The 24,220-nt window shown below is 54.7% G+C and carries 20 protein-coding genes and 2 tRNA genes; 10 read left to right on the plus strand and 12 right to left on the minus strand.

All coding sequences use genetic code 11. The features are described from left to right. Positions 1–95 precede the first annotated feature (95 nt). Together QZS13_RS00005 and QZS13_RS00010 are read left to right on the plus strand one after the other, a co-directional pair. Positions 96–170: transfer RNA gene (locus tag QZS13_RS00005), tRNA-Glu, on the plus strand. A gap of 61 nt (positions 171–231) precedes the next feature. Continuing rightward, positions 232–308: transfer RNA gene (locus QZS13_RS00010), tRNA-Val, on the plus strand. Positions 309–481: 173 nt separating this feature from the next. On the opposite strand, the gene QZS13_RS00015 is transcribed toward QZS13_RS00010, so the two are convergent. From QZS13_RS00015 to QZS13_RS00040, 6 genes are all read right to left on the minus strand, one after another. Next, the gene (locus QZS13_RS00015; RefSeq protein WP_295583978.1) at positions 482–1,162 is read right to left on the minus strand and encodes a hypothetical protein; all 681 of its coding nucleotides are present in this window, start codon (positions 1,160–1,162) and stop codon (positions 482–484) included. A 2-nt stretch (positions 1,163–1,164) separates the two neighbouring features. After that, positions 1,165–2,835: a hypothetical protein gene (locus tag QZS13_RS00020; protein ID WP_295583980.1), complete on the minus strand. Its 1,671-nt coding sequence runs from the start codon at positions 2,833–2,835 to the stop codon at positions 1,165–1,167. 151 nt (positions 2,836–2,986) lie between these two features. After that, the gene (locus QZS13_RS00025; protein WP_295583982.1) at positions 2,987–3,955 is read right to left on the minus strand and encodes a site-specific integrase; all 969 of its coding nucleotides are present in this window, start codon (positions 3,953–3,955) and stop codon (positions 2,987–2,989) included. A 192-nt stretch (positions 3,956–4,147) separates the two neighbouring features. Next, positions 4,148–4,462 carry a DUF6809 family protein gene (locus QZS13_RS00030; protein ID WP_295583983.1) on the minus strand — a complete coding sequence of 105 codons (315 nt, stop codon included), beginning with the start codon at positions 4,460–4,462 and terminating at the stop codon, positions 4,148–4,150. Between the two features lie 125 nt (positions 4,463–4,587). Next, a complete protein-coding gene (locus tag QZS13_RS00035) occupies positions 4,588–4,803 on the minus strand; it encodes a helix-turn-helix domain-containing protein (RefSeq protein WP_295583984.1) in 216 nt (71 codons plus the stop codon). Positions 4,804–4,849: 46 nt separating this feature from the next. After that, a complete protein-coding gene (locus QZS13_RS00040) occupies positions 4,850–5,230 on the minus strand; it encodes a helix-turn-helix domain-containing protein (RefSeq protein WP_295583985.1) in 381 nt (126 codons plus the stop codon). A gap of 740 nt (positions 5,231–5,970) precedes the next feature. Between QZS13_RS00040 and QZS13_RS00045 the strand changes: the two genes are divergently transcribed. From QZS13_RS00045 to QZS13_RS00060, 4 genes are all read left to right on the plus strand, one after another. After that, positions 5,971–6,537: an RNA polymerase sigma factor gene (locus QZS13_RS00045; protein ID WP_295583986.1), complete on the plus strand. Its 567-nt coding sequence runs from the start codon at positions 5,971–5,973 to the stop codon at positions 6,535–6,537. Then, positions 6,527–7,573, plus strand: a complete 1,047-nt coding sequence (locus QZS13_RS00050; protein ID WP_295583987.1) for a DUF4179 domain-containing protein — start codon at positions 6,527–6,529, stop codon at positions 7,571–7,573. Before QZS13_RS00045 ends, QZS13_RS00050 begins: the two co-directional genes overlap by 11 nt. 275 nt (positions 7,574–7,848) lie before the next feature. Beyond that, positions 7,849–8,226: a BlaI/MecI/CopY family transcriptional regulator gene (locus QZS13_RS00055; protein ID WP_295583988.1), complete on the plus strand. Its 378-nt coding sequence runs from the start codon at positions 7,849–7,851 to the stop codon at positions 8,224–8,226. Beyond that, positions 8,223–11,306: a M56 family metallopeptidase gene (locus QZS13_RS00060; protein WP_295583989.1), complete on the plus strand. Its 3,084-nt coding sequence runs from the start codon at positions 8,223–8,225 to the stop codon at positions 11,304–11,306. Before QZS13_RS00055 ends, QZS13_RS00060 begins: the two co-directional genes overlap by 4 nt. Before the next feature lie 560 nt (positions 11,307–11,866). Here QZS13_RS00060 and QZS13_RS00065 read toward each other — a convergent pair. From QZS13_RS00065 to QZS13_RS00085, 5 genes are all read right to left on the minus strand, one after another. Further along, entirely contained in the window at positions 11,867–12,763 is an 897-nt protein-coding gene (locus tag QZS13_RS00065; protein ID WP_295583990.1) for a glycerophosphodiester phosphodiesterase family protein, read from the minus strand. A gap of 10 nt (positions 12,764–12,773) precedes the next feature. Continuing rightward, a complete protein-coding gene (locus tag QZS13_RS00070; RefSeq protein ID WP_295583991.1) occupies positions 12,774–13,643 on the minus strand; it encodes an ABC transporter permease in 870 nt (289 codons plus the stop codon). Positions 13,644–13,656: 13 nt separating this feature from the next. Beyond that, the gene (locus QZS13_RS00075) at positions 13,657–14,505 is read right to left on the minus strand and encodes an ABC transporter permease (protein ID WP_295583992.1); all 849 of its coding nucleotides are present in this window, start codon (positions 14,503–14,505) and stop codon (positions 13,657–13,659) included. 3 nt (positions 14,506–14,508) lie between these two features. Beyond that, positions 14,509–15,573, minus strand: a complete 1,065-nt coding sequence (locus QZS13_RS00080) for an ABC transporter ATP-binding protein (protein ID WP_295583993.1) — start codon at positions 15,571–15,573, stop codon at positions 14,509–14,511. A 64-nt stretch (positions 15,574–15,637) separates the two neighbouring features. Further along, complete coding sequence (locus tag QZS13_RS00085; RefSeq protein ID WP_295583994.1) at positions 15,638–16,834, minus strand: ABC transporter substrate-binding protein; 1,197 nt, start codon at positions 16,832–16,834, stop codon at positions 15,638–15,640. Between the two features lie 310 nt (positions 16,835–17,144). On the opposite strand from QZS13_RS00085, the gene QZS13_RS00090 reads away from it, so the two are divergent. After that, entirely contained in the window at positions 17,145–18,191 is a 1,047-nt protein-coding gene (locus QZS13_RS00090; RefSeq protein WP_295584180.1) for a LacI family DNA-binding transcriptional regulator, read from the plus strand. A 666-nt stretch (positions 18,192–18,857) separates the two neighbouring features. After that, a complete protein-coding gene (locus QZS13_RS00095; RefSeq protein WP_295583995.1) occupies positions 18,858–20,684 on the plus strand; it encodes a M20/M25/M40 family metallo-hydrolase in 1,827 nt (608 codons plus the stop codon). Positions 20,685–20,785: 101 nt separating this feature from the next. Here QZS13_RS00095 and QZS13_RS00100 read toward each other — a convergent pair whose 3' ends face one another. Then, entirely contained in the window at positions 20,786–21,691 is a 906-nt protein-coding gene (locus QZS13_RS00100; RefSeq protein WP_295583996.1) for a LysR family transcriptional regulator, read from the minus strand. Positions 21,692–21,863: 172 nt separating this feature from the next. Between QZS13_RS00100 and QZS13_RS00105 the strand changes: the two genes are divergently transcribed. Beyond that, a complete protein-coding gene (locus QZS13_RS00105) occupies positions 21,864–23,042 on the plus strand; it encodes a PLP-dependent aspartate aminotransferase family protein (RefSeq protein WP_295583997.1) in 1,179 nt (392 codons plus the stop codon). A 30-nt stretch (positions 23,043–23,072) separates the two neighbouring features. Further along, positions 23,073–24,203 carry an alanine racemase gene (alr, locus tag QZS13_RS00110; RefSeq protein WP_295583998.1) on the plus strand — a complete coding sequence of 377 codons (1,131 nt, stop codon included), beginning with the start codon at positions 23,073–23,075 and terminating at the stop codon, positions 24,201–24,203. Positions 24,204–24,220 lie beyond the last annotated feature (17 nt).

Here is a 24,220-nt window from a genome sequence, read left to right on the forward strand (position 1 = left end):
GAGCATGCGGTTCATACCCGCAGTGTCCCCGGTTCAAATCCAGGTGCCGCTACCAATCCATGAAGCGCCGTCAGGCGCTTCATGGAAACAAACCTGGCCCGTTGGTCAAGTGGTTAAGACACGGCCCTTTCACGGCTGTAACATGGGTTCGAATCCCGTACGGGTCACCATCCCATAAGACGCTGTGGCATCGCGGCGTCTTGTGGGTTTCCCAAAAAAGAATATCCGTATGGAGGCTTAGCTCAGCTGGTTAGAGCGCCTGCTTCACACGCAGGAGGTCACTGGTTCGAGTCCAGTAGTCTCCACCAAAAAGTTCCTGATTTTGCAAGAAATCAGGAACTTTTCTTTTTATTCGCCAAGAAAAAATTTGCTTTAATTTTCCGCTTTTTCTCCGACCAATACACTGACCAATACGGCCAAAGTAGCCGATAGAATACGGCAGTACCGGGGGGAATTTACCCGCCCGGTACTGCCGTAATGGTTACAATCTTTTTGTATGGTCAGAAAAAATCCAGCCTTCCATCTCACACGCGTCTGCAAGCGCTTTGGTGAGCTTTTTAATTGGAAAGTCTGGTGCGGTTTGTATAATGAGTACCAAATGTCCCCAATCCACATGCAGGTTTAGAAGAGCGCTCTTCTCCAGTGTCGAACCTTCATCAAAATGAAGAGGAAACTCTTTTTTCAGAATAGAACAATTCAGATAGACGTCCGCCCAGGGAATCTCCGTATGGATACACTGATAGAGCGATGTATACAATCCTTTGGGCAGCCTGTCAAAGAGAAATATATGCCTTTCCCCTTTGCCCACCTCCTCTTCTTTGAACCAACGGCACTGTTCCAACGCCATTTGGCGCATTTCTGGAAAGCGCGCCTCCCACAGGGCACAGGTATGTCCGGTATAGTCCGACACGGTCAGCGCCACAGGTAGCCCGGCACTGACCTCTTCCACAGTGCGCTGTGCAATCGTATGGAAGGGGCGCAGCGCTTCCTCCTGTTCGGCCGAGGCCGCCAGCGCCCCATATCCGCCGGGAAGTCCGTATGATCCCGTCATGCCGGCAGTTGTTTCCTCCGCCCGGAACTCTCCGGGCATCAGCCAAAACTCCCCTAGGCGCAGTTCGTTAAGCAACCTGTCAGTTCTTTCTTTTCGTTTCCGGAAAACCATAGTCACTCTCCCACATCTGTGATATCAATTACCCATTTTCCCAAAGAGGAACCTGCATAGGAACCTGCAACACCAAGGATCAATCCGCCGGCAATCCCGCCTACAGCAGTGCCAAGTCCTGGCAAAATTGCCGTACCGATTGCAGCACCTGCCAGAGCGCCGCCTTTGGCGCCGAGTGCACCTCCTGCCCAACTGCCGCCAATACTTGCAGCTGTACTATAAGTCTTTTTCCCGATTTTCTGATCGGCGTCATGTAGATCCCCGTCAATGACATTACATAGTTCCAAAGCATCCAGTGCTGCTCCCGCGACCAACAGCACTCTCCCTGCGATCCTGACTACTTTGGCTGAGTGCTGAAAATCTTTCAGGATATCATAGGCTTCTTTGGAAATCTCGGTATGATCCAATTTGGATGCAAGCCTTTTCTGCCACGCCGAAGCATCTGGGAGAGCATCCACATTGATATGGTAATAGCTTGTATTCCCTTTGTAGGGGTGTAAATCGGCCCTGAAAAGTGGCATATTACTTTCAGAGGATACAAGGCGTGAAAAATTCCGCCCATCTCTTGTGATTTTGGTTGCAGCCCGAATTCCCGTCCAACTGCTTTGGAGCGGGTCAAGCCATGCCAGAGTTGGAAAGGTACCTCGCGCTAATTCATCCAGAAAGCTCTCACGAGCACCGTCAGTCTTTTTTCCGTAAACTCCGTCCTCCAGCAGCCGCCCACCTAAATTCAATTCGTTAAATCTTTGCTGTAACTGGCGGATTTTTGCTGCATCGCCACCCACAAACCATGCCAGCCGCTCGATCATGCTGTCAGAAATACCTGTGCTGATCCCGCAGTGTTCCAGTTCGCTAACAGCGGCACGCAGGTTACGGGCTGTGTCGTCTGTGATATAGTTGTTCTCTCGTTCGTTTTGCGATAAATCCCGCTGTAATTGGCGCGCGATATCTTCCAAGGAGTCCTTTATGCCTCCATCGTAGTCATCGCTGTATATAGCAGGAAGATCCTGCAAAAGGACCTTCCGTTCCACATAGTTCAGATATTCTCTGCTGCCAATGGAATACCCACAACGCCCCCGCAGATCTGCCGATTCATTGTTGCTACGGTATGTGTTCAGTACATCCCGTAAGAATTCTTTATCCTTTCCCTGTGAAATATCCTGGAGAAATGCAGTCTTTCTTGCATCGCTCCCTGCCGCAAAGGAAATACTCCAATCCACAGCCTTTTGAAGCAAATCAAGGCACTCACTGGCAAAGAAGTCTGAACAGTTCTTAATTTTTTGAATTGCGGTTTGGACAGCCCGATCGTCACGCAAAGAACTGCCTGGGAGATAAAAAGAGGATAGATTCAGGATTCCTATGCAGTCACTGCTATGGCTGCAAAAACTGCCGGACATCCTGCATACATCATATAGCGATTGTACCTGCTTGGCAAGTGCGCTCCTTCGATCAGAGAATATATTGCGAATGACGTTTATGTGTTCCTGCAAGTCGTCGTAGATCTCTTCCACTGCGGCGCCAGCACGGTTCCCCACCTCCCGTAATGTTTCGTGGTAATTCGTTTCTGACGGCCTTTGCATCAGCGTGCCAAAAAAAGTGGTGCGGTTTACGCGGTTCCAATAGTCACTGCTCCCCAAAACAGCACCGTTTTCACCAGCTGCTTCCTTGCTCATAGGTTTCCCTCCTGAAAGTTTTCTCAAATACAGGCCTCCGTATGAAGAAAATTGCATGTTTCTGTGGAACAAACTGACAGAATGTTTACCAGAAAGGCAGCACCGGGCAGGAATTTCCCAGCCCGGTGCTGCCTTATGTTTATTTTGGTGGTTACATCGCCTTTCCAATCACATCCCCCATCGTATCCGCTGCCTCCCGCATCATATCCGGTGTGGCGTGGGTATAAGTACTGAGGGTGAACCCTGCCGAGTAGTGTCCCAGGGTGCTGGACAGGGTCTTCACGTCCACCCCATTCTTCAGGGACAGCGTTGCGAAGGTATGCCGGAGATCGTGGAACCGGATATGCTCGGCACCGATGGCTTTCAGGATCTTCTCGTGGGTGTGTCGGAAGGAGTCCGGATCGAACATCCCGCCCGTCTTGGGCGACGGGAACATGTAGGGATTTCCCGGGTGCTTCTTGTGCTCCTCCACCAGCAACTCCACCGCCTGCTGTGAGACCGGCAGGACGCGGATGGAATTGTGGGTCTTGGGCTGGCTCACCACCAGTTCTCCCTTGGTGCGGGTTACCTGTTTCGTGATGGAGATGGTTCGGTTCTCCACGTCCAGGTCCGTCCAGAGGAGGGCCAGCAGCTCTCCCCTTCTCAGTCCCGTGGTCAGTTCCAGGTAGAAGGGCGCCAGCAGCCCCCGCTTGTCCGCCTCCATCAGATAGGGGCGGATCTTCTCTTCCGGCAGAACCTTCATCTCCCGCTTTTCCATCTTCGGCAGCTTACAGCCTCTGGCGGGATTCACCAGGATCAGCCGCTCCGACACAGCATGCTCCAGGCAGTTATTCAGCAAGGTATGGATGCCGTGGACCACCCGGACGCTCAGGCCCTTGTTCTTCAGTTGGATGTGCTGGTACCGCTGCACCCGCCCGTTCTTCTGGAGATCGTTGTAGAACTTCTGGATCTGGATCGTGGTGAGCTTGTCCAGCTTGATGCCTCCCAGTTGGGGGATGATGTGGTTATTGATGTAGTTCAAATAGTAGTCCTTGGTGTTCTCCCGGAGCCGGGGTTCAGCGTAGACCTCGTACCACATCTTCACCCAGCTTTTTACCGTATGGGTGCCGCTGCGGTTCATGTCCAGCCGCTGGCTGTCCGCAATGGCCTTTTTCAGCTTCTCCTTAACCTCCGCCTAAGTCTTCCCCAGGACATTCTTAATTTTCTGCTTCCCGGTCGCCGGGTCATAGGAGGCCGTGTAGAACCCCTCCCACCAGCCATCCTTCCGTTTGCGGATGCTGCCTTCTCCGTTAGCTCGTTTCTTCCCCATCCATCATCTCTCCTTTCCTGCCAGTTCACAGGCCCGCTGTTCGTCCTCATTTTCAAAGTTGTACGGCGGATGATCCGCCAGCAGCTCCTGCTGGATACCCTGGGCCAGACGGTAGCCAGATATGAAGCTGTTGAGACACGCTTCCTCCCGCAGAGCATCTTCCAAATCCGCCATCTTCAGAAGAAGTTTCCGCTTTGGCTCATCCAGCAGACGGGAGAGCTGCCTGTAGGTCCGTTCAATTTTCCTGTCCAGATACTCCGCCCTCCGGGATGTTGTCTCGAACCTGTAGCAGAGGGCTTTCATATAATCACGCATCATGAATCGCCTCCTATCAGCGACACACAATACCATGACCTGACCTCAATAGCCACTCCAACCGGGCAGAGTTATCAATTCGTTAGCAAATTCAAAGCGACACCCGGAAAACCGGGTGCCGCCGTTTTTTACCGGGTCTCCTGCTTCCCCATATTCCGCTTGATCCATTCCCGGAGTTCATCCTTGGGGATCACGATGCGGGTACCGATCCTCAGTGCGGGAAAGCCCTCGGACCGGGCCAATTCATAAGCCCCAGCGCGGGAGATTCCCAGCGCCGCTGCCATCTCCGGAACCGAGAGCAACAGCGGCAGATCTTCATAAGATTTGAATGTTTCTTTTTTCACTGAATATCCTTTCTCCTCTCCTGCCGTGGGAGAGGTTCTTTATTTGTTATCCTTTGTCTTGTTGATACATTTCCTCACCATCTCCTGTGGTGGCCCCTGTGCCCGCACGATGCCTCGCAGTAGGAAGCGCAAGCAGCGGCAGGATGTAGTAGTGGTTGTTGCTCTGCCGCCAGCTTCCGTCACGGCGCATCTGCTTGGTTGCCACCTTGCGGATGAATCCGCGTTCCACCAACTGCTTGACCGCATCCCGTGCAGCGTTTTCTGAACAGCTGCAGTGCAGTGCGATGGTCTTGATGCTGGGCCAGCACAGATCTTTCTGCCCGGCGCAGCAGACCAAGTAACTGTATACCGCCAGCGGGATTGGTTTCAGATCATAGTAAAAGATGGAATTGCTCATTTGATAGAATCGTTCACCGAGAATTGGCATGCGGAACCTCCTTTGTGAAATTCAGACATGGAATTTTTCTTGCGTTCCGAGTGCCTTCGCGTTAAACTGTTTGCAGATGGAGTCTGCGTTTTTCGGAACGCGGCGTGCCGCCGGACTGTTGCAGCAGTTTCGGCGGCTTTTCTTTTTGATTCGGAAACCCAATTGGTCTTTGCGTTGTGCGTGGGTGCATATCACCACCGTTCTTAAAAACTCTGTTGGCCAGCAACAGGTGTTCAACCACTCATCGACATTCCCCCTTCCATTCTCCCTGGAAAACAAAAAGCCACCCAGATCGTCCTTGCTTTTACGATCACGGATGGCGCCCTTCCCCTTAATATGCCATTATTCACTTGTAGTACTGTACTGGCCCGCGTGAAGGGCTACCGGGCTTTTGATTTCCAGTATTTGTATTATAAAATTGAAGAGAAACCGTGTCAACCGCTGCCCCTTGGGTCATCTGTAAACCTTTGACCTTCTTGCGCTTGAAAATAAATCATGAAAACCCGTGATGTGGTATCTGTATGCAGTCCAAGGCCACGTTGAGCCCTGTCTTCTGATTTCATACAAGGCAATTGGTAGATGCATATACAAAGCTACTGGATATCTTGGAAAATGCCTCCGCAATAGAATCAGCTTTTGAAGTAATTTGCGTTAAAAGTCTCAGATAGTTTGTGACCTGTACGAAAGATTTCCGAGTAGATAGATGAAGCGTGCTAGCACAATGCAAAGGAGGATCAAGAATGGAGGATGCCCGAATTGTTGAGCTGTTTTGGGCGAGATCAGAAAAAGCAATAGAAGAAACTTCATCCAAGTACGGAAAATACTGCTACGCCATTGCCCATAGTATCTTAGCGAATAGTGACGATGCAGAAGAAAGTGTAAACGACACTTACCTGAAGGCTTGGAACAGTATACCACCCCATCGTCCAACCATTCTCTCAGCGTTCTTAGGGAAAATTACACGGAGAGTTTCTATTGACAAGTGGCGCAGACGAACAGCGGAAAAACGGGGCGGCGGCGAAATGGTAGAAGTTCTTGACGAGCTATCCACTTGTGTTCCGTCCAGTCGAAATGTAGAACATGAAATCGAGACCGCAGAATTAGCAAAGGAAATTAACCGTTTTCTGAAGTCCATTTCGCCTATTGAACGGCAAGTCTTTACTTGCCGCTATTGGTATCTCGATTCAATCTCAGACATTTCCCGACAATTTGGATTTTCGGAAGGGAAAACAAAGATGATGTTATACAGAACGCGTAAGCGCCTCATGAAATATCTAGTAAAGAGAGGGGTCGTTTGTGAATACTGAAAAATTGCTGGATGCTATCGGAATGATAGATGACGAGTTCGTGTCTGAAGCAAAGAACCCTCGCCCGGCGCGAAACCGTATCAGGAGAACAGCATTGCTCCCTTTGGCAGCAATCATTATCATACTTTTATCCATTACGGCTGCTGCTGTTTCTGGCGTGCTGACAGGAATTCTGGATATGTTTAGAGACGAAACGGATGGCAGGTTGAGTGCTGAGCAGGAAAAGCGAATCCAAGAAAGCATTATTACCCCGGAACAGGCTCAAACAGTCAATGGTGTAACAATCACACTAAAGGAGATATATGGAGACGGAACAAACTTCTGGTTTTATTTCTCAATTGATGGAGCTCCAATAAAGGAGTTGGAAGAGATAACTTTTAGAAGGGAGTCTCTCATTCTGGAAGGCGAGGAAGAAAGATACTCTGAGAGCATACAGATGAAGGAGTTGGACGACGAAGCGCCCGAAGATGAACATAGGGATATCATACTGAAAGTAAGCAGATCTCTTAACAATGCGGTCATGACGCAAGAAACAATCAAGGGTACTCTGGAGCTAGTTGATCTCATTGACCTAACAAATGTTGACCCGGTAATCGTAGAGAAGCAAGGGGAATTTGAAGCAGCGGAAAAGGTTGCTGCCGGCAAATGGATCTTTGATTTCCAACTTGATAACAGCGAAAGCTATCAGGAAATGCAGGTATCCGGGGTAACCTTGGAAGGAAATGCGGCACTAAACACGGTTCTTATGGCAACAGCAGAAGTGAAGAGCATTACCCTTCGCCTGCTGGGTATGGAAATGATGTATCAGACTGATCCATCAAATGGAACCCTTGAATTTGAAAAACCCGTAATTGTTTTGGAAGACGGATCTGAGATCGTCCTCCATGAAAAATTCGGAGGATATATTCCAGATCCAGACGGGAGCAAAGTTGGGCAAAGATATGTGTCGTATATTTCCGAGGGCCCCATTATGCTTGAAAAAGTATCTGCCATCCGTTATGGAGAGCAGGTTATCCCTTGGCAACCAACGACTTAAGATAAATATGGTGAAAGGGGACAAGGAACAAAATTCTGAGTTCAAATGCAACAGGTGTTAATACCTTGGTCTGGACCGGTCTGGATACAAACCTTTACTTTCAAATTTTCAGGGCGATACTAAATTTGAATTACTTCTTTGCAGGTAAATAGTTGTAATAAGACCAAATGTAATCTTAGAAAATGAAACTTTCCCTGCATATAATTGGTTGACAAAAGTAGTCCTATCGGCTACAATAGGATTACAAGAGTAAACCGAAAGGGGGGATAGAGCGTATGGAAAGATCATCTCTCAGCGCCAGTGAGTGGCGGGTGATGGAAGTTCTTTGGACCGGGCCGAAGACCTTGATGGAGCTGGTGCGGGAACTGGGAGTCTCTGCCGGGTGGGCCAAGAGCACCGTCACCACCATGGTCCGCCGGATGGAAGAAAAGGGCCTCATCACCTATGAACAGTCCGGACGGGCCAAGGTATTCCACCCTGCCGTCAGCCGGGACGCCGTGGCGGCGGCGGAGACAGATTCCCTGCTGGAGCGGGCGTACCACGGCAGCGTGGGGCTGCTGGTCAACGCCATGGCGGAGCGGGAGAGCCTGAGCCGGGAGGACATCGATGAGCTGTACGCCGTGCTGCGCAAAGCGGAGGAGGGACGGTTATGAGAGCGGTGCTGATTACGTCCAGCGTGCTGATTCTGGTGCTGATCGCCCTGCGGTATTTGCTGCGGGGAAGGATCAGTCCCCGGGTGCAGTATGCCTTGTGGCTGCTGGTGGCCGTGCGTTTGCTGGTGCCCATCTCCTTGCCGGGGACGGGACTCAGCGTGCTGAATATTCTGACCCCGGAGACTGGTGACACCGCGGTATACGTCTCCTCCCACGGTGTCACAACCTCCGCCCCGGCACCGGAGACCGGTACTTTGGGCGATGGGCGGGCGATGGATATCTACTATGATGATTTCGGCATCCGCCACTTCTATCCAGTGGGGGAGGCCCCACCGGCGGGCACGGAGTATACCACCGTTCCGGCGGAGCAGATCTTCAATCTGGGCAACCTGCTGCGGACCGTCTGGCTCTGTGGCGCCATGGCGATGGCGGCCTGGTTCCTGGCGGTGAACCTGTCCGTTTCCGCCCGGGCCCGGAAGGGTGCCCGGCGGATGGAGACAACGGAGAGCCCGGTGCCGGTGTACGTATCGGAAACGGTACCCTCCCCCTGCCTGCTGGGCCTTGTGCGCCAGCGGATCTATGTGACGCCAGCCTGCACGGTAGATCCGGCGGGGCTGCGGCATGTCCTGGCCCATGAGCTGACCCACCGGCGCCAGGGAGACCCCTGGTGGTCATTGGTGCGGGCAGCGTGCTTGTGCTTTTACTGGTTTGACCCGCTGGTGTGGTGGGCGGCGGCGCTGTCCAGAAGAGACTGCGAACTCTCCTGCGACGCCGGTGCAATCCGCCGCCTGGGAGAACCGGAGCGTATCGCCTACGGCCAGACCCTGGTGGGCCTGGTGGCGGCCGGGGTGTCCCCCGGGAGCCTTTTGCAGACTGCCACCACCATGCGCAGCGGAAAGAGCGGCCTGAAGGAGCGCGTCGCCCTTATCGCGAAAAAGCCCCGGATGCTGGCGGTCACAGCGCTGTGCCTGGTGACCGTGGTGGCCATCGCGGCGGCCGCCACCTTCACCGGTGCCCGACCGGACCGGACCGACGCGGCATCCCTGACGGCGGAGGAGCGGACCGCGCAGATCCGTGCAGTCCTGTCCCAGGTGCCGGGCGAATACGCAGACAACGTGGTGATGGAGAAACCAACAGAGGATGGCGGGACGTTCCGCTTTGCCTACTATTACGCTCCGGACTACGACAGCGACTACGGAGGCTGGCTGTTCTGGGTGAACCGGTGGGATCAGGCGGACTTTGAGGCGCACCTGTGTGCCGGGGACACCAGCGGCGTCTTCTGCTTCGCCCGGGATACCGATGGGTACTATTACGCTGTCCACTGCCCCACGGACGTCAACTTCTCACCGGAAAACGGCGAGGATTACCATGCTGTTCAGGAGGGACTGCAAGACTGGGCTGAGACGGCGGTGCTGGCCGTGCCGGGGGTGGAGCCGTTTACTGAGGAAGATGTCCAGGCGCTGCGCAGCCAGCCCTTCCAGTTCCAGGGCGACCATATTACCGCCGTGTATTATCCCTATTACACTGTGAACGGCGACCGGGAGATCACCTGGACCTTCATCCTTTCCCAGCCGATGGCCCGCGGGGCGGAGGGCATCTGGTGTGTGGAGCAGGTGTGGTACCCGGGAGAGTTTCCCCAGCGGCAGGTGGTGCGGCCGGACACGGACCTGCCCATGGCGGACTACTACGCCGACCTCCAGTCCCAGGCGGATGACGGTCAGGCGGACTGGGCCCTGGATCCCACGGAGGTGTGCTTGCGCTTTGCCCACAGCTTTGAGGGCGGCCATTTGAACGCCGCGGCGGAGAGCTTTGAACTGAGTGAGCCGTACTCCTCCGCCCCGTACAGCGGTAATGAGGAGGCCGCGGAGGACCTGAGCGTTCTGCTGGATAACGACACCGGGCGGCTGGAAGCGACGCTGGATTACAACTCCGGCGGCACCTGGCAGGCGGATGCCCTGTCCGTATCCACCTCCGCCCTGTCGGTCCAGACGCTATTGGACACCCTGACCGGCGATGGGTACAGCTGGGTGGATACCCGCTGGACCTGGCCAATTGCCACGGATCCTTGGGCCTCGGAGGAGGACGGGGATTACTTCCTTTCCCTTTCCGTTCCGGACACCCGCTGCAGCCTCTGCGTGTATCGGGACAGTCCCTACGTGCAGTACATCAGAGGGAACGGAACTTCCGTGATTTACCAGGTGACGCCCGTGGATGACGCCCAGAGCGCGACGGCGGCCGTCCGGGCCTGGTATGATGAACAGCGGGACGCTCCGCTCACCGCCGACGTCCAGGCGGGGACGCTGATGGATGCCATCCGCAGCAACGATACGCTGGTGATGGAACTCACCCGCACCGACGGCGTGGGTGGCGGACGGTATGTCACCACCCGCAGCGGCACCGACAACGCCGATTATACCGCCCACAACTTCACATCTCCCAGCCTGTTTACTTGGTCCCGGGCGGAGGGCGGTATGCCGCCCTCCCCGGAGCCGGAGGCATCCCTGACTCTATCTTCTCCGGACGGCCGGTATGCCATCCGGGTCTGGACCGGCAGCAATCTGGTCTGCTGCACCGACAGCGGCGAAACCTACTGGCTCCAGGCGGAGAGCACCGGTCAGAATGTATTCTCCGGCAGCATCTTCCAGCACCTGCGGTTCTGGTACGATGAGGTGGAGCTGGCCGCCCTCCGGGGAGATGTGGTCATCCCGGACACTGGGCAGGGCCACCTGGCTATCGCTCAGGCCTGGGCGGACGCGATGCAGGCGGTCAATCTTCAGGTGACGCCGGGAAGCAAATACGCCCTGAGCTATGTGCGCAATGTGGTCTCCTTGGAAGAGAACGCCATGGACAGCTGGTATCAGCCCTTCATGCTGGAGACGGAGCACTTCTACTTCTCCTATGTCCGGATCTTCGTGCCGGAAAACAAGCAATCCCTCGGCTGGAGCATGGCCGGCAACACCGGTGGCTACGACGGGACCTACGGCGAGGCCCCGGAGGGGGCCTTCATGAACTGGCAGATGGGCCCCATGTATCGGACCGACGATGGCTGGCGCTGCGACGGTACTGGCACAGGGCCGTAAAGAATCAGATAGCGCCTTGTATTGGTTGAGATACTCTCTTTGCGATCATTTCGCCTTGTTGATATATTTCCCCACTACACAGTGCGGCATAGCCCGTGCACGGCAAGCTGCCTGAACCGAAAACAACACTTGACATTTTCTCGATTGCAAGCTATCATCACGGCAACAAGGTCACCTCTTGCAGAAAGAGTCCCCGGCTCCGCTCAATAAGCGGAGCCGGGGATTTGACCAATACGCTGACCAATATCCGGATATCAGCGGGCGGACACAGTGGACAATGACCTCTTGCCTGTTCAGAAAAAGTGGAGTAAAAAGTACCGTCAAGCGTCTGGTAACAGGCGTTTGACGTCCAGACGGATCTTCACACGCAGGAGGTCACTGGTTCGAGTCCAGTAGTCTCCACCAAAAAGAACCTGATTTCCAAGGAAATCAGGTTCTTTTTTTTGCAAGTTTTTGCATCTTTTCTCTGACTACTAAAAGCACCACAGCCCAAAAAGGCTCCCGCATCTGCGGGAGCCTTTTTTGATTTTGTGTTCTGCCGCTGCTTTTTCACGGCGTGTTCATTCAGCAAAACAGCTGCTGCTCCACCATGCAGTGAAAGCCTGCGCATAATTGGTTTTAAAGCCCAGTACACCCAATGTGCACATCTGCTCCCACCAACCGGGATCATCCCCCAAGTTGGAGAAAACTTGAACGCCGCGGTCTGCCAGCCAGTGAACATCGTCTTTTGAAAAACACCCGGCGTTAAGACCGATCTCGAAGAAGTCCGACGTTTCTACGACATGCCGGTTTTCCTCTGTCAAATAGTGGAGATTGGCGCCCAGCCGCAGGCCGCAGGGCTTTCCCATAGTGCGGCACATCTGCTGGATTTCCTCTGTGTAGGTGGGTACACCAGAAAAGAGAATATACCGGGTTGTATTGGAAGAGTGATCCAGAATCTCCAGCATGCGCTTCATGACGCCCGGGGATTTGACCTCCACCTCCACGGTGATGGGCTCCGGTCGGCTGGACAGCCAGGCATCAAAATCTGCAAAGCGCATCAGGTGGGCCATTCGCCCGTCCCGGGACAGAGCCGAAGCGTAGTCGCTGCCCGGTTCCTGTCCCATCAAACGCTCAGGCATAATGGCCATGCTCTCGATGTCTGCGTGGGGAGGGAGTTCCAGGGAGAGGGTGTGGTTGGCATAGGGCAGTTCTACGGACTGAATTTCTTCCCAGGTCATCTCACAGATGCGCCGGTTCGTAGGGGCGGTGGGATGGCCCAGGGTCATCCGGGTAAAATTGAAGTCGTGTGCCACGATGATTTCTCCATCCCGGGATAGCTGGACATCGATCTCCATGCCTTCCAGCCCCAATTCCACAGCGCCCTGAAAGGCACCCAGTGTATTCTCCGGAGCTGCTTGAGCAAGACCCCGGTGGGCCAATCGCATGGGACCGGTGTAATTTGTCTGTTTTTTCATGTAGTTCTCCTTACATTTTTCCAAGTGCCGCGCCCATGTACTCCGTTTTAATATTCCGTTCCACGATCATCAGCAATACCAGATTGGGAATCAGCAGGATCAGTGATACAACAGATGCCCGGGTCTGCGAAAATCCCTCTCCCAAATAGGAGAAGAGGACGGTGGGAATGGTCCGGATCTCCGGCGCGCCGATGATGAAGGACATGGTGAATTCCTCCATGCTGTTGATAAATGTAAAGATGGCACCGGAAATAATACTGGGGGCCAGCATGGGAAGGTAGACCTCCTTCAGCCGTGTCCGGGGGCCGGCGCCCAGGTTGGACGCCGCGTCCAGGATGTCCTGGGGCATGGATTCAAAGCCCACGACCAGGATGCGGAGCATGTAGGGGATTCCGATCAGGGTATGGGACAGGATGACACCCAGATAGGTTCCGGACAACCCCAGAAAGTAGATCACACGTCCGATGTAGATGGCCAGGGCCATTCCCGGCAGGATCATCGGCAGCAAAATCGCGGTCTTGATAGCCTCTTTTCCCCGGATGGGCCGGCGGCCCAGAGCGTAGCTGGTGGGCATGGCCAGCAGGAAAGACAACAGCGTGGAGCAGGCGGCAATGAGGAAGCTATTGAAAATGGCACCGCCGATGTTGGCATTTTCAATGATGTAAATCCAATTGTCCACGGAGAGACTGCTGGGCAGTACGTCGGGGTAAGACCAGCCCACGCTGGGGTCTACCAGGGACCACAAAATGGAGTATGCCAGCGGGATCACGATCCAGATGACAAACAGTACGCCGAAGCCGAAAGGGAGCAGCAGCTTGATTAATTTTTTCGTCAGGCGGTTGGGGACAGCCCCGGCAATCGCCGTTTCGTTCTGATTCATGGCGTTTCCTCCCTCAAAGATGCTTTGCCAGCCGGTTTCCAATGCAGGTGTAAACGGATACGAAAACGATGGCCGTGACGGTCATCAGGCAGCCGATGCAGGCGGCTGTGCTCCAATCGTTGAGTAGGTATGCCTGCTTGTGCATCAGGTTGGAGAGAGTGGTGGGATAGATGGGGCCCATGACCCGGGAGATGGTGAAGTCGTTGAATACCTTGATAAATGTCATGATAACTGCTACCAGGGCCGAAGGGAACGTCAGGGGCAGGGTCACTTCCCAGAACAGGCGCAGCCGCCCGGCACCCAGATTGCGGCCTGCGTCCAGCACATCCTTGCGCACGGACTCTACCGATGAATAGACGATCAGCAGCATGAAGGGAATGTTTTTCCACACCTGCGTAATCAGGGCACTGACGCCCCAATTGTCGTTTTTCAGCGCCAGGGGTTCCCGGATGAGTCCGAGGCCTACCAGAATTACGTTCACAATGCCGTTGTAGCTGATCACGTTGGTAATCAGCAGACAGGCGACCAGGGACGGGATGAACATGGGGATCTTCAGAAGAGACAGCCAGGTCTTTTTGCCGGGCAGGTTTTTCACCACCAGGGACAGCGGATAGACGATGATGATGCAGATGACGCAGGTCCAGACGGCGATTTTCAAAGAGTAGAACAGACTGCCTCCCAGGTCTCCCGAAAACAGTTCCTTCCAGTATTGCAGGGAAAAGGCGGACGTTCCTGTAAAATTCAGCAGTCCGAAGCTCTGGATGATCATCATTCCCAGAGCGGCGGCCAGAAAGAGCACCACAAAGCCAAGACCCGGCAGAAGAAGCAGATAGCCCCACTCAAACGGTTTCTTCTTTCTCATGTCTCACGCCTCCAGAAGCCGGATCTTTTCCGGCTGTACGGAAAAGGAGATCTCGCTGCCGGCCTCCACGTCCCAGTCCTTGGAGATCCCGGCGCGGAGCTGCGCCTCGCCTACCCGGACGAACATATCCATCAGGCTGCCCATGTACACGGCAGTCTGCACCGTTCCGCGGATCAGGTTCGGGGCGTCGGAGTCCCCCGGCTCGGGATGGAGGTCCTCAGGGCGGATGCACAGATGCGCCCTGGTGCCCGGTGCCAGCTGACAGTCGGGGTCCAGCGCCTCCAGACGGCCGTAGGCACTCTCCACGGCAAAGTGCTGCCCATTCCGGCGCAGAATCGTGCAGGGGACAATGTTTGCAGTGCCGATGAAATCCGCTACAAACTGGTTTGCAGGCCGGTCGTAGATATCCCGGGGCGCGGCATTTTGCATCATATGACCGGCGTTCATGGTGATGATCCGGTCGCTGATGGCCAGGGCTTCTGCCTGGTCGTGGGTCACATAGATGGCCGTGATGCCCAGCTTCTGCTGGACCTCCCGGATTTCCACCCGTACTTTCTCCCGCAGCTTGGCGTCCAGATTGGAAAGGGGCTCGTCAAAGAGCAGCAGTTTGGGCCGCACCACCACGCACCGGGCCAGAGCTACCCGCTGCTGCTGGCCGCCGGAGAGCTCGTAGGGCTTCCGGTCCCCCAAGCCGGTCAGGTTGACCATCGCCATGGCCTCCTCGACCCGGGGACGCTGTTCCTCCTTGGGCACCTTGTGCATCCGCAGACCGAAGCGGATGTTTTCATACACCGTCTTGTTGGGGAACAGGGCGTAGGACTGGAAGCACATGGCGGTGTCCCGCTTGTTGGGCGGTACATCGTTCATCCGCGTGTCACCAAAGTACACCTCGCCGCTGTCGCACTCCAAAAATCCGGCAATAATGCGCAGCAGTGTGGTTTTTCCGCAGCCGGAGGGGCCCAGCAGCGTCACAAACTGCCCCTCGGGAATCTCAAAATTGATGTTGTCCAGGGCAGTGAAGTCCCCATAGTGTTTGCTCAGGTTCCGAACCGTCAATCCTGCCGGCAAGGTAATCATCTCCTTTGTTGATGCCGGAGGACTCCGTGGAGTCCCCCGGCACAGGTTTGTGGATTCAGCTCAGGACGTTGGTGGTGAAGTCCTTGATGTACTGGGTTTTGTAGCAGGCGGCCATCCAGTCCGTGTTCTTGGCGCGGTCCTCCGGTGTCAGGAGAGAGATGTCCTGCTCCAGATCCGTCCGGGCGCCCAGATAGCCGGTTGCCTCCGCCTGGGCATTCTGCCCCTCGTCAGAGGTCATCCAGTTGATGAACAGCAGCGCGGCGGCGGGGTGGCTGGCGTTGGCCACCACGGACATGACCTCGCCGGAGTAGCAAAGACCGAAGTCCGGTACATAGTAACCATGATTGATGGACAGGTCGCCGTTTCCAGCGCTCTCAGAGACGTTGAAGTCCCAGGCGGTGGTCAGCCAGACCTCGCCGCTGTTGAGGCGGCTGATGCTGTCAGCGTTGCTGGTGGTGAAGGTGATGTCATCCCGGTGCTCGTTGAACCAATCCCAGACCACGTCCCACTTTTCCAGCAGGGCCGGGTCGCAGCCGTCCTCCGCAGTCAGGTACTGATCCAGCCCTCCCGTCAGGTTGGCGATGATGCTCTCCATCATGGCCTGACCGGTTCCGCCGTTTTCGGGAATGCACATGGCGAACTTTCCAGGGTTGTTTTCGATGAACTGCTCCAGTTCCTCAAAGGTCTGGGGAACCGTGTCCTCTGAGAGCTCATTGGCGTTGTAGAGCAGCCCTGCCGGAGAGGTGGAGACGGGCACCCAGTAGCCCTTCTCATTGCTGACGCCCTCTTTGCGGGCGCTCAGACCCGGAACCAGCTTGTCCTTATACTGCATGATGTCCAGGATGCCGGGAGTCAGCGCATTGGCATCCATCAGGCCCTCCACGGTCTCACCGGCCAGGAACATGACATCAATGGAGCCGGTGCCGGAGAGCTCGGTGAGGACCTTGTCCATGGTAGTGGTTTTTTCTCCCACCATGACGTTTACATGGATTCCGTACCGCTCTTCAAAGAGCCGGGCCACTTCGTTCCACTCGGACTCCTGGAGCCAAACGGCGAAGGTCAGTTCGCCCTCCTGCTTGGCTGCGGCCTCGATGTCATCCCAGGACCAGGACAGCAGATCCGCCGCGGTTTCATAGGCCGGAACGCTGGACTCGACGTTTTCGGATGCGGCGGAGTCCTGGGCTTTATCGCCGCATGCGGTCAGCGATAGGGCCATGGACAGTGCCAGCAGGGAACAGATTAGTTTTTTCATGGTATCCTCCTGTTTTTCACTAAAACGCACGCTTGCTGTGCTCGTGCACGATCTGGAAATAGCATATCAATCGCAATATTAAATTTCAACGCAGCTCTCTGTAAAATTTGCATGGACTTTTAATGTAAAAAATGCTGTAAATCCATAAAAACATCAAAGCATTTGTGTATATTTTGACGAGACACGCTTAAAAGACGCAAAATCACCAAATTCCATGCACGAAAATGCACGGTTTTTCTTGACAAGCCAGACGCGGATTAATATACTGCACTTGAAACAGCTGAAACGGGGGAGCGTGGGGGATTTGAAAGTGACGTTGAAACAGATTGCCGACATTGCCGGTGTCTCCAGAGGCACGGTAGACCGGGCAATCCACAACCGCGAAGGAGTCAATCCGCAGGTGCGGGAGCGTGTTTTGACCGTGGCTGAGAGCCTGGGCTATACGCCCAACATCGCCGGCAAGCAGCTGTCGGCCCGCAAGCTCCACCTGAAGCTGGGCGTGGTTCTCCCGCCTCGCCGGCGCGGGTTCTGGGAGGATGTCTACCAGGGCCTGGATGCGGTGCAGGAGGAGCTGTCCGACTATGGCGTGACGATCCTGTGCAGACCGTATGAAAAGTATTCCGCAGCAAGTCAGCTGGCACTGATTGATCAGCTTTTGGAAGAGGGAATGTCCGGGCTGGCCATTGCCGCAGTCAATGACCCCTCCATTCAAAGGCGTCTCAACGGCCTCATGGAAGCCGGACTTCCGGTGGTTGTCGTCAATTCAGAGATTGAGCACATCGCTCCTCTTTGCTATGTGGGGGCGGACTACTTGTTCAGCGGACGTACGGCGGCGGGAATTTTGGGCCTGATTGCCCGGAGGCAGCATGTGGAGCTGATGGTGTTTACCGGGACCAATATGATGCTCAGCCATACCAACCGGATTACCGGCTTTTTGCAGGAGCTTACGCGCCTGGAGACCGACTGTCATCTGATCGACATCTGCAAGCTGTTCGACAGCGCCGAGATGTCGGATGAGCAGCAGGCCTATCAGACGGCCGCCGCCAGACTCAGACAGCACCCGGAGACAACCGCTGTCTTTACGGCGGCGGGGCCTGTTCAGATTGTTGCCCGGGCCATCCGGGACACAGGGATGCTGGGAAAGGTCACACACATTTCCTTTGACCTCAATACGGAGACACTTCCCGGACTTCAGGACGGGAGCTTGACGGCGGTGATCGGGCAGGAGGCGTTCAAGCAGGGGTACCAGCCCATCAAGCTGCTGTTTGACTATCTGGTCAACGGCATGGAGCCCCAGGATCGGCGCATGATCCTGCAAAATGAGATCTTTATTCAGCAAAATGCGTTCTTGCGGTGAAACGCCGGAGGAAAAATAAAAAACGCCGGACGGATTTTTCCGTCCGGCGTTTTTTGCGGGCTTTTATCCGGCACCGGCGGGAGTATGGCTGCGGCGCCTGCTTGCGGAGTGTGTCGCGCGTGGAGAGGCACTTGTGTGCTGCACGCACGATACGATGTAAAACTATATAAAAATTTCATGCAGAAGCAAAGTATATTTATTAAGTTTTCCGAATTATTGTAAGAAGTATTACTTTTTTTGGCGGCTCTCTTGACACGGATACAAAATCTGGTATGATAAGCTAAAAATTTCCACGATACTTTTGCAGAAGGAGGCACAGACATGAAACAGGTTGTTTCTTTCCGGAGTCATTCCGCTTGTGCGGCGGCTTGCTTCGCCGCGGCTGCCTCCTGCGCGCACTGCGCCCACATTCTGCTTTCTTTGCCGGATACCATGCGTTTGGTATCCGGCTTTTTGCTGCGTATTCTCAAACCAATTCATCCACGCCAGAGGAGTTGTCCTATCTGTTGAGCGAATGATTTCGCACAATGGAGCGGTTCCGCCGGGCGTGGAACCGCTCCATATTTTTTTGAATTCAATTTCTCCCTCTTACCGGCCGAAAGTGCGGAGAAAGTGAAGATAAATATTATTGATTATGAGAAAAACAGAAAGCGAGGGATATGTGGAATGAAAAAGAAGTTCACTGCGTCCATGCTGGCTGTGGTCATGGGAGTACTCTCCTGTACCAATGCCTTTGCCGCCCAGACGCACACCGTCGTCAGCGGAGACACACTCTCCAAGATTGCAGCGGAGTACGACACCACCCTGGAAGAAGTAATCCGGGCCAACCCCCAGATCAAGGACCCTGACGTCATCTATCCCGGAAACAAGGTCACGATCCCCGATGACGGCAGCCAGAGCGCACCCGCTGCCACCGAAACTGCCTCGCAGAGTCAAGGTCAGACGTCCGTCAAGACCTCCATCAGCGGCATCACCGGTATCCGGGCAAAGCAGATTCCGGGGTACACCATGGTGGACATTCCCGAAGGTGTCATCTCCTATGACTCCGATGTGGTGATGAACTATATCCAGGAATTTGCCAACCTCACCCAGGTTCCCCACTCCAGCTACAACACTGCGAAGATCACCAAGTACCTCCAGGACTGGGCGGCTGCCAACGGAATCCAGTGTGAGACCGAGGAAATCGGCAACGTCATCATGTATCTGCCTGCCACGGAGGGGTACGAGGATGCGCCCACGGTCATTTTCGGCGGCCATATCGACATGGTGGAGGCTGTGGACCCGGGCGTGAGTCACGACTGGCAGAACGATCCTCTGGATCTGATCTGGACGTCCAATTCCGTCAAGGCGGACGGAACCTCCCTGGGCGCTGATAACGGCAGCGGCCTTGCGTTTATGCTGACTTATATGGACTATGCCGATGAATTTGTCCACGGTCCCACCCGCTTCATCTTCACGGTGGACGAGGAAGTGGGTCTGCTGGGCGCCCATGCCCTGGACCCCAAGTACCTGGAGGGCGCCGATTATATGATCAACGTGGACGGCGGCTACGGCGGCGCGACCATCGCCTGCGCCGGCGGCAAGTACTTCGATTTCACCCATGCGGCGGAGTGGACCACCGCACCTGCGGACGCCGTGGCCTATGAGCTGGAATTCAGCGGACTCAAGGGCGGTCATTCCGCCGGCGTCGGCGGCGGCAAGGCTAATGCTCTGGTAGCCATGGCCAACGCCATTCTGGCCATTTCCCAGGCCGGGGTGGACGTGAGCATCGTCAGCTTCGAGGGCGGCAGCGCCAGCAACGCCATCCCCTCCTCCAGTAAGGCGGTCATTGCCATCAGCAGCGCCGATGTGGCCACGGCGGATCAGGTCATGCAGGACTTCGCCAAGAAGTTCGACGACTCCTACTCCGCCATTGAAACCAGCTATTCCTTCCGCTACGGTCGCAGCGACGCATCCGTCAGCAAGGTTCTTGATCCGGAGCTGTCTGTGACCCTGGTGGAGCTGATGAGCGCTGTCCCCAACAACATCCACACCCTGCTGGCTACCACCAGCGGCACGGAGGCCTCCTCCAACCTGGGTACCTTCTCCCTGACGGAGGACACGGTGACGTTCCGCTGCATGATGCGCAGCTCCTCCACCTATCAGTCTGAGCAGATCACCATCATCAACCAGGCCCTGGCCGATCTGTCCGGGTTTACCATGGACATTCCCGGCACGTTTGCAACCTGGCCCCTGAAGGGCGGCAACAAGCTGGGCGACATCGCGGCAGAGGTGTTCAAGGAGCAGACCGGTGAGGACTTCCCGCTGCAGGCAATCCACGCGGGCGTGGAGTGCGGCGAGTTTGCGGAGAAAAATGATTCCCTCTACATCATCTCTACCGGCGTCAGCGGCGGCAGCAACGGCCATACCACTGCGGAGACCATGAACTTCGACATGGTCGAGGTGAGCATTGATTTCCTGGTGGCTCTGGCTGAGCGGCTGGCAAACGAGTAACCACGGCAGATTTCTGAAAGGGCAGCGGCCGGACGAAAGGAACTTCGTTCGGCCGCTGCTGTTCAGGAATAGATACGAAGAAAACAAAAATGAAACGATTTTCAGAGCTTCTCTGACAGCGCGGAGCCTAAAATTGCCCGCAATTCCACCAGAAATGCCTCCATCTGAGCAGTGATTACTTTACTTTGGTGAAATACCATTTGAACAGCCTGCTTTTGCTCCCAGCCGGAAATCTGGAGAATCCGAAGCCGTCCGGCCTGCGCGGATGTATAGACCGTATACAGTGGAAGAACAGACAAAAACGGGCCTTTTTCCACTAGCCTCCGGGCGGTGTCCGCGCTTTGAAGTTTCATAAACGGGTGAGCTTCTATTTTTTTCGCCGCCAAAAAACTCCAAAAATGAATACTATATGAAGCGGAATCTTCCATCACAATCAGATCGTGCTGCGGAATTTCCTCCGCAGTGACATGCGTCTGATGCGCAAGGGGATGCAAGGGATTTACAACTGCCACAATGGGAACCTCCACAGCATCCCAAACATTCCAGCCAGCAGGAGGAAGCGGGTCGTCAATGAGACAGGCCACATCGATCTGGCCCTTTCGCAGAGCGTGTTTAAGCGAGGCCGCCGCATCGACAACAACTTCCAGCTGGACAAGCGGATACTGGCGGTGATAACTGATAAAGGCGTCTTCAAGCAGCAGCTCATACAGAGAGTCCACCATGCCAATTCGAACGATTCCGCCCATGGAACCCTCTAATCTCAGAGAATATTTCATTTTTGCAGTAGTGGACACGATTTGCTGGGCATACGGCAGTAAGGATTCTCCGTATGGTGTCAGAAAAACGCTTTTCCCAATACGGTCAAACAAGGGGACACCGACTTCCGCCTCAAGCTGCTTGATCTGAATGCTGACGTTTGATTGTGAGTAGCCCAGCTCTTGGCTTGCCTTTGTAAAGTTTTGCAAAGCGGCTACCCGTAAAAACGTATTTAGATTTCGAATTTCCACCAGACACACCTCGTTTCCAAGGACATTCTATAAAACTTGAAAAGGAGAATCAATCAATTTTCTTAATCAATAACATAAAATTTATTCGTTTCACAAAATTGATCTTTGTATGTATGATAAGAATCAGAAAGCCTTTTGAAGGTTTATCCTTTGCATGACAGGGAGGATGGCTATGAATCGGATATTACATACAAAGACACTGGCAGTTCATGCAGGAAGCAGGAAGGACGATGCTTTTGGCGCTATCAATGAACCAATTTACATGACCTCCAATTACAGAATCCCCACGGACGGCACACCGGTGGACTGGAGCGGCATCCACAGCAATATCTACTGCCGGAATCGGAATGTAAATCAAATGGTGCTTCAGGATAAGCTCTGTGCGCTTACCGGAGCGGAGGACGGAGCGGTATTTGCCAGTGGCGTGGCGGCACTGGCGGCGGTCTTTACAACCATGCTGAACTCCGGCGATCACGCAATTGTCTCTGAAGTTTGCTACAGTGCCACAAACCTTTTATTTCGAGAGTATTTGCCCAAAAAATATGGCGTGGAGGTTACGCTCCTGGATACGACGGACACCGAAGCGGTTCGATCTGCCGTTCGTCCCAATACAAGACTGATTCATGTGGAGACACCTGGAAATCCCACAACGGGAATCAGCGACCTGGATAAAATCGCCGGCATTGCCCATGCTGCCGGAGCAATTTTGAGCGTGGACGCCACCTTCGCCGGACCGATCTGTATCTATCCTTTGAAGCATGGGGCCGACCTTGAGATCCACAGCATGACAAAATACATCAACGGTCATGGCGACTGCCTGGGCGGGTGTGTACTGGGAAAAACAGAGCTGATTGATCAGATTAAGGAGCTGGCCATGGTAAACTACGGAGGGATTCTCAGCCCGTTTAATGCTTGGCTGGTGGCCCGCGGTTTGACCACGGTTCCCCTGCGGATGAGACAGCACAGCGCTGGGGCACTGGCGGTGGCCCGGTACCTGGAAGAGTGCCCCGGGGTGCGGTTTGTCTGGTATCCGGGACTTGAAAGCCATCCTCAGCATGATCGGGCTGTCCGCTTGATGAATGGGCAGTACTCGGGGATGATTTCTTTTGATATCAAAGGGGATGAGAAGGTACATCAGAAGTTTCTGGACTCTCTGCGGCTGGTGACCCATGCGGTCTCTTTGGGAGATGTGGAGAGCTTAATTGTTTACTATGATAAAAACAGCGACAAGCTGCCTCACTATCCGAAGATATACCAAGAGGGATTCTTCCGCTTCAGCATCGGACTGGAAGACTCGGAAGACATCATCGAGGATTTAAGGCAAGCTATGAGTGCCTGCGGTATTTTGTGATGCCGGCAGGCAATGCAAGGGGTGATATGAATGATATCCGATACTCAGCGCACATGGGTGGAAATTGATACCGGAGCACTGGTGCACAACCTGAATGTTGCCAGAAAACTGACCGGGCACAATGTAAAAATCATGTGTGTCATCAAAGGAAATGCCCATGGCCATGGCGCTGTAAAATGCGGCCGTGTATTGGAAGAAAATGGGGCGGACGCGTTTGCGGTGGCTTGCCTGACAGAGGGAATGGAGCTCAGACAAAGCGGGATTCAGGCACCGATCCTGATCCTTGGCTGGACGCCGGCGGAGTACGCGGAACAACTAGCGGAGTATCATTTGGAGCAAAGCGTAATTGACGAAGCGTATGCGCAGGAGCTGAGCGCGGCTGCCGGCAGGGCCGGGAAAGCCGTGGGGGTTCATGTGAAGCTGGATACCGGAATGTCCCGCACGGGAATTTATGCGCAGAGTGCCCCGGCTGCTGCGGCGCAGAGCATCGCTCGAATTGCACAGTTGCCGAATCTGCGGATCAAGGGAATCTTTACGCACTTTGCCGCGGCGGACATGCCGGAAAAAGATGCGTACACTGCCTGGCAGCTGTCAAACTACAACGCGGTTTTGCAGGAACTGGAGAGAATCGGATTCCATGAGCCGGTACTTCACCATGCCGGGAACAGCGCGTGTATCCTGTACCATCGGGAAGCATACTTTGACATGGTGCGGATGGGAGTCATGATGTATGGCCTCTATCCCGACGGGTCAATCCAGCCGAATGGCCAGCTGCAGCCTGCACTGACGCTGAAGGCCCGTGTGGCGCAGATAAAGGAACTGCCGGCAGGCGCGTATATCAGCTATGGCTGTACGGCGCAGACGAAGCGCCCCACCAGAATTGCGGTTGTTACGGCTGGCTATGCGGATTCCTATTGCAGAAGCATGAGCAACAAGGGGGCCTACGGGGTCATCCGCGGGCAAAAATGTCCCCAGATCGGGCGGGTTTGTATGGACATGTGCATGTTCGACGTTACGGACGCAGAGGTCAACCGGGGGGATGAGGTGATCTTGTATGGAAGGGGAGGCATGCCGATGGAAGAGGTAGCGGCTCTGACTGGCTCAATCAACTGTGAGCCGCTGTGCCTGCTGACAGATCGGGTAAAGAAAATTTATATTTGACAAGGCCGGAACGGACA

The sequence above is a fragment of the uncultured Oscillibacter sp. genome, assembly GCF_900546705.1.
Lineage (GTDB): Bacteria > Bacillota > Clostridia > Oscillospirales > Oscillospiraceae > Oscillibacter.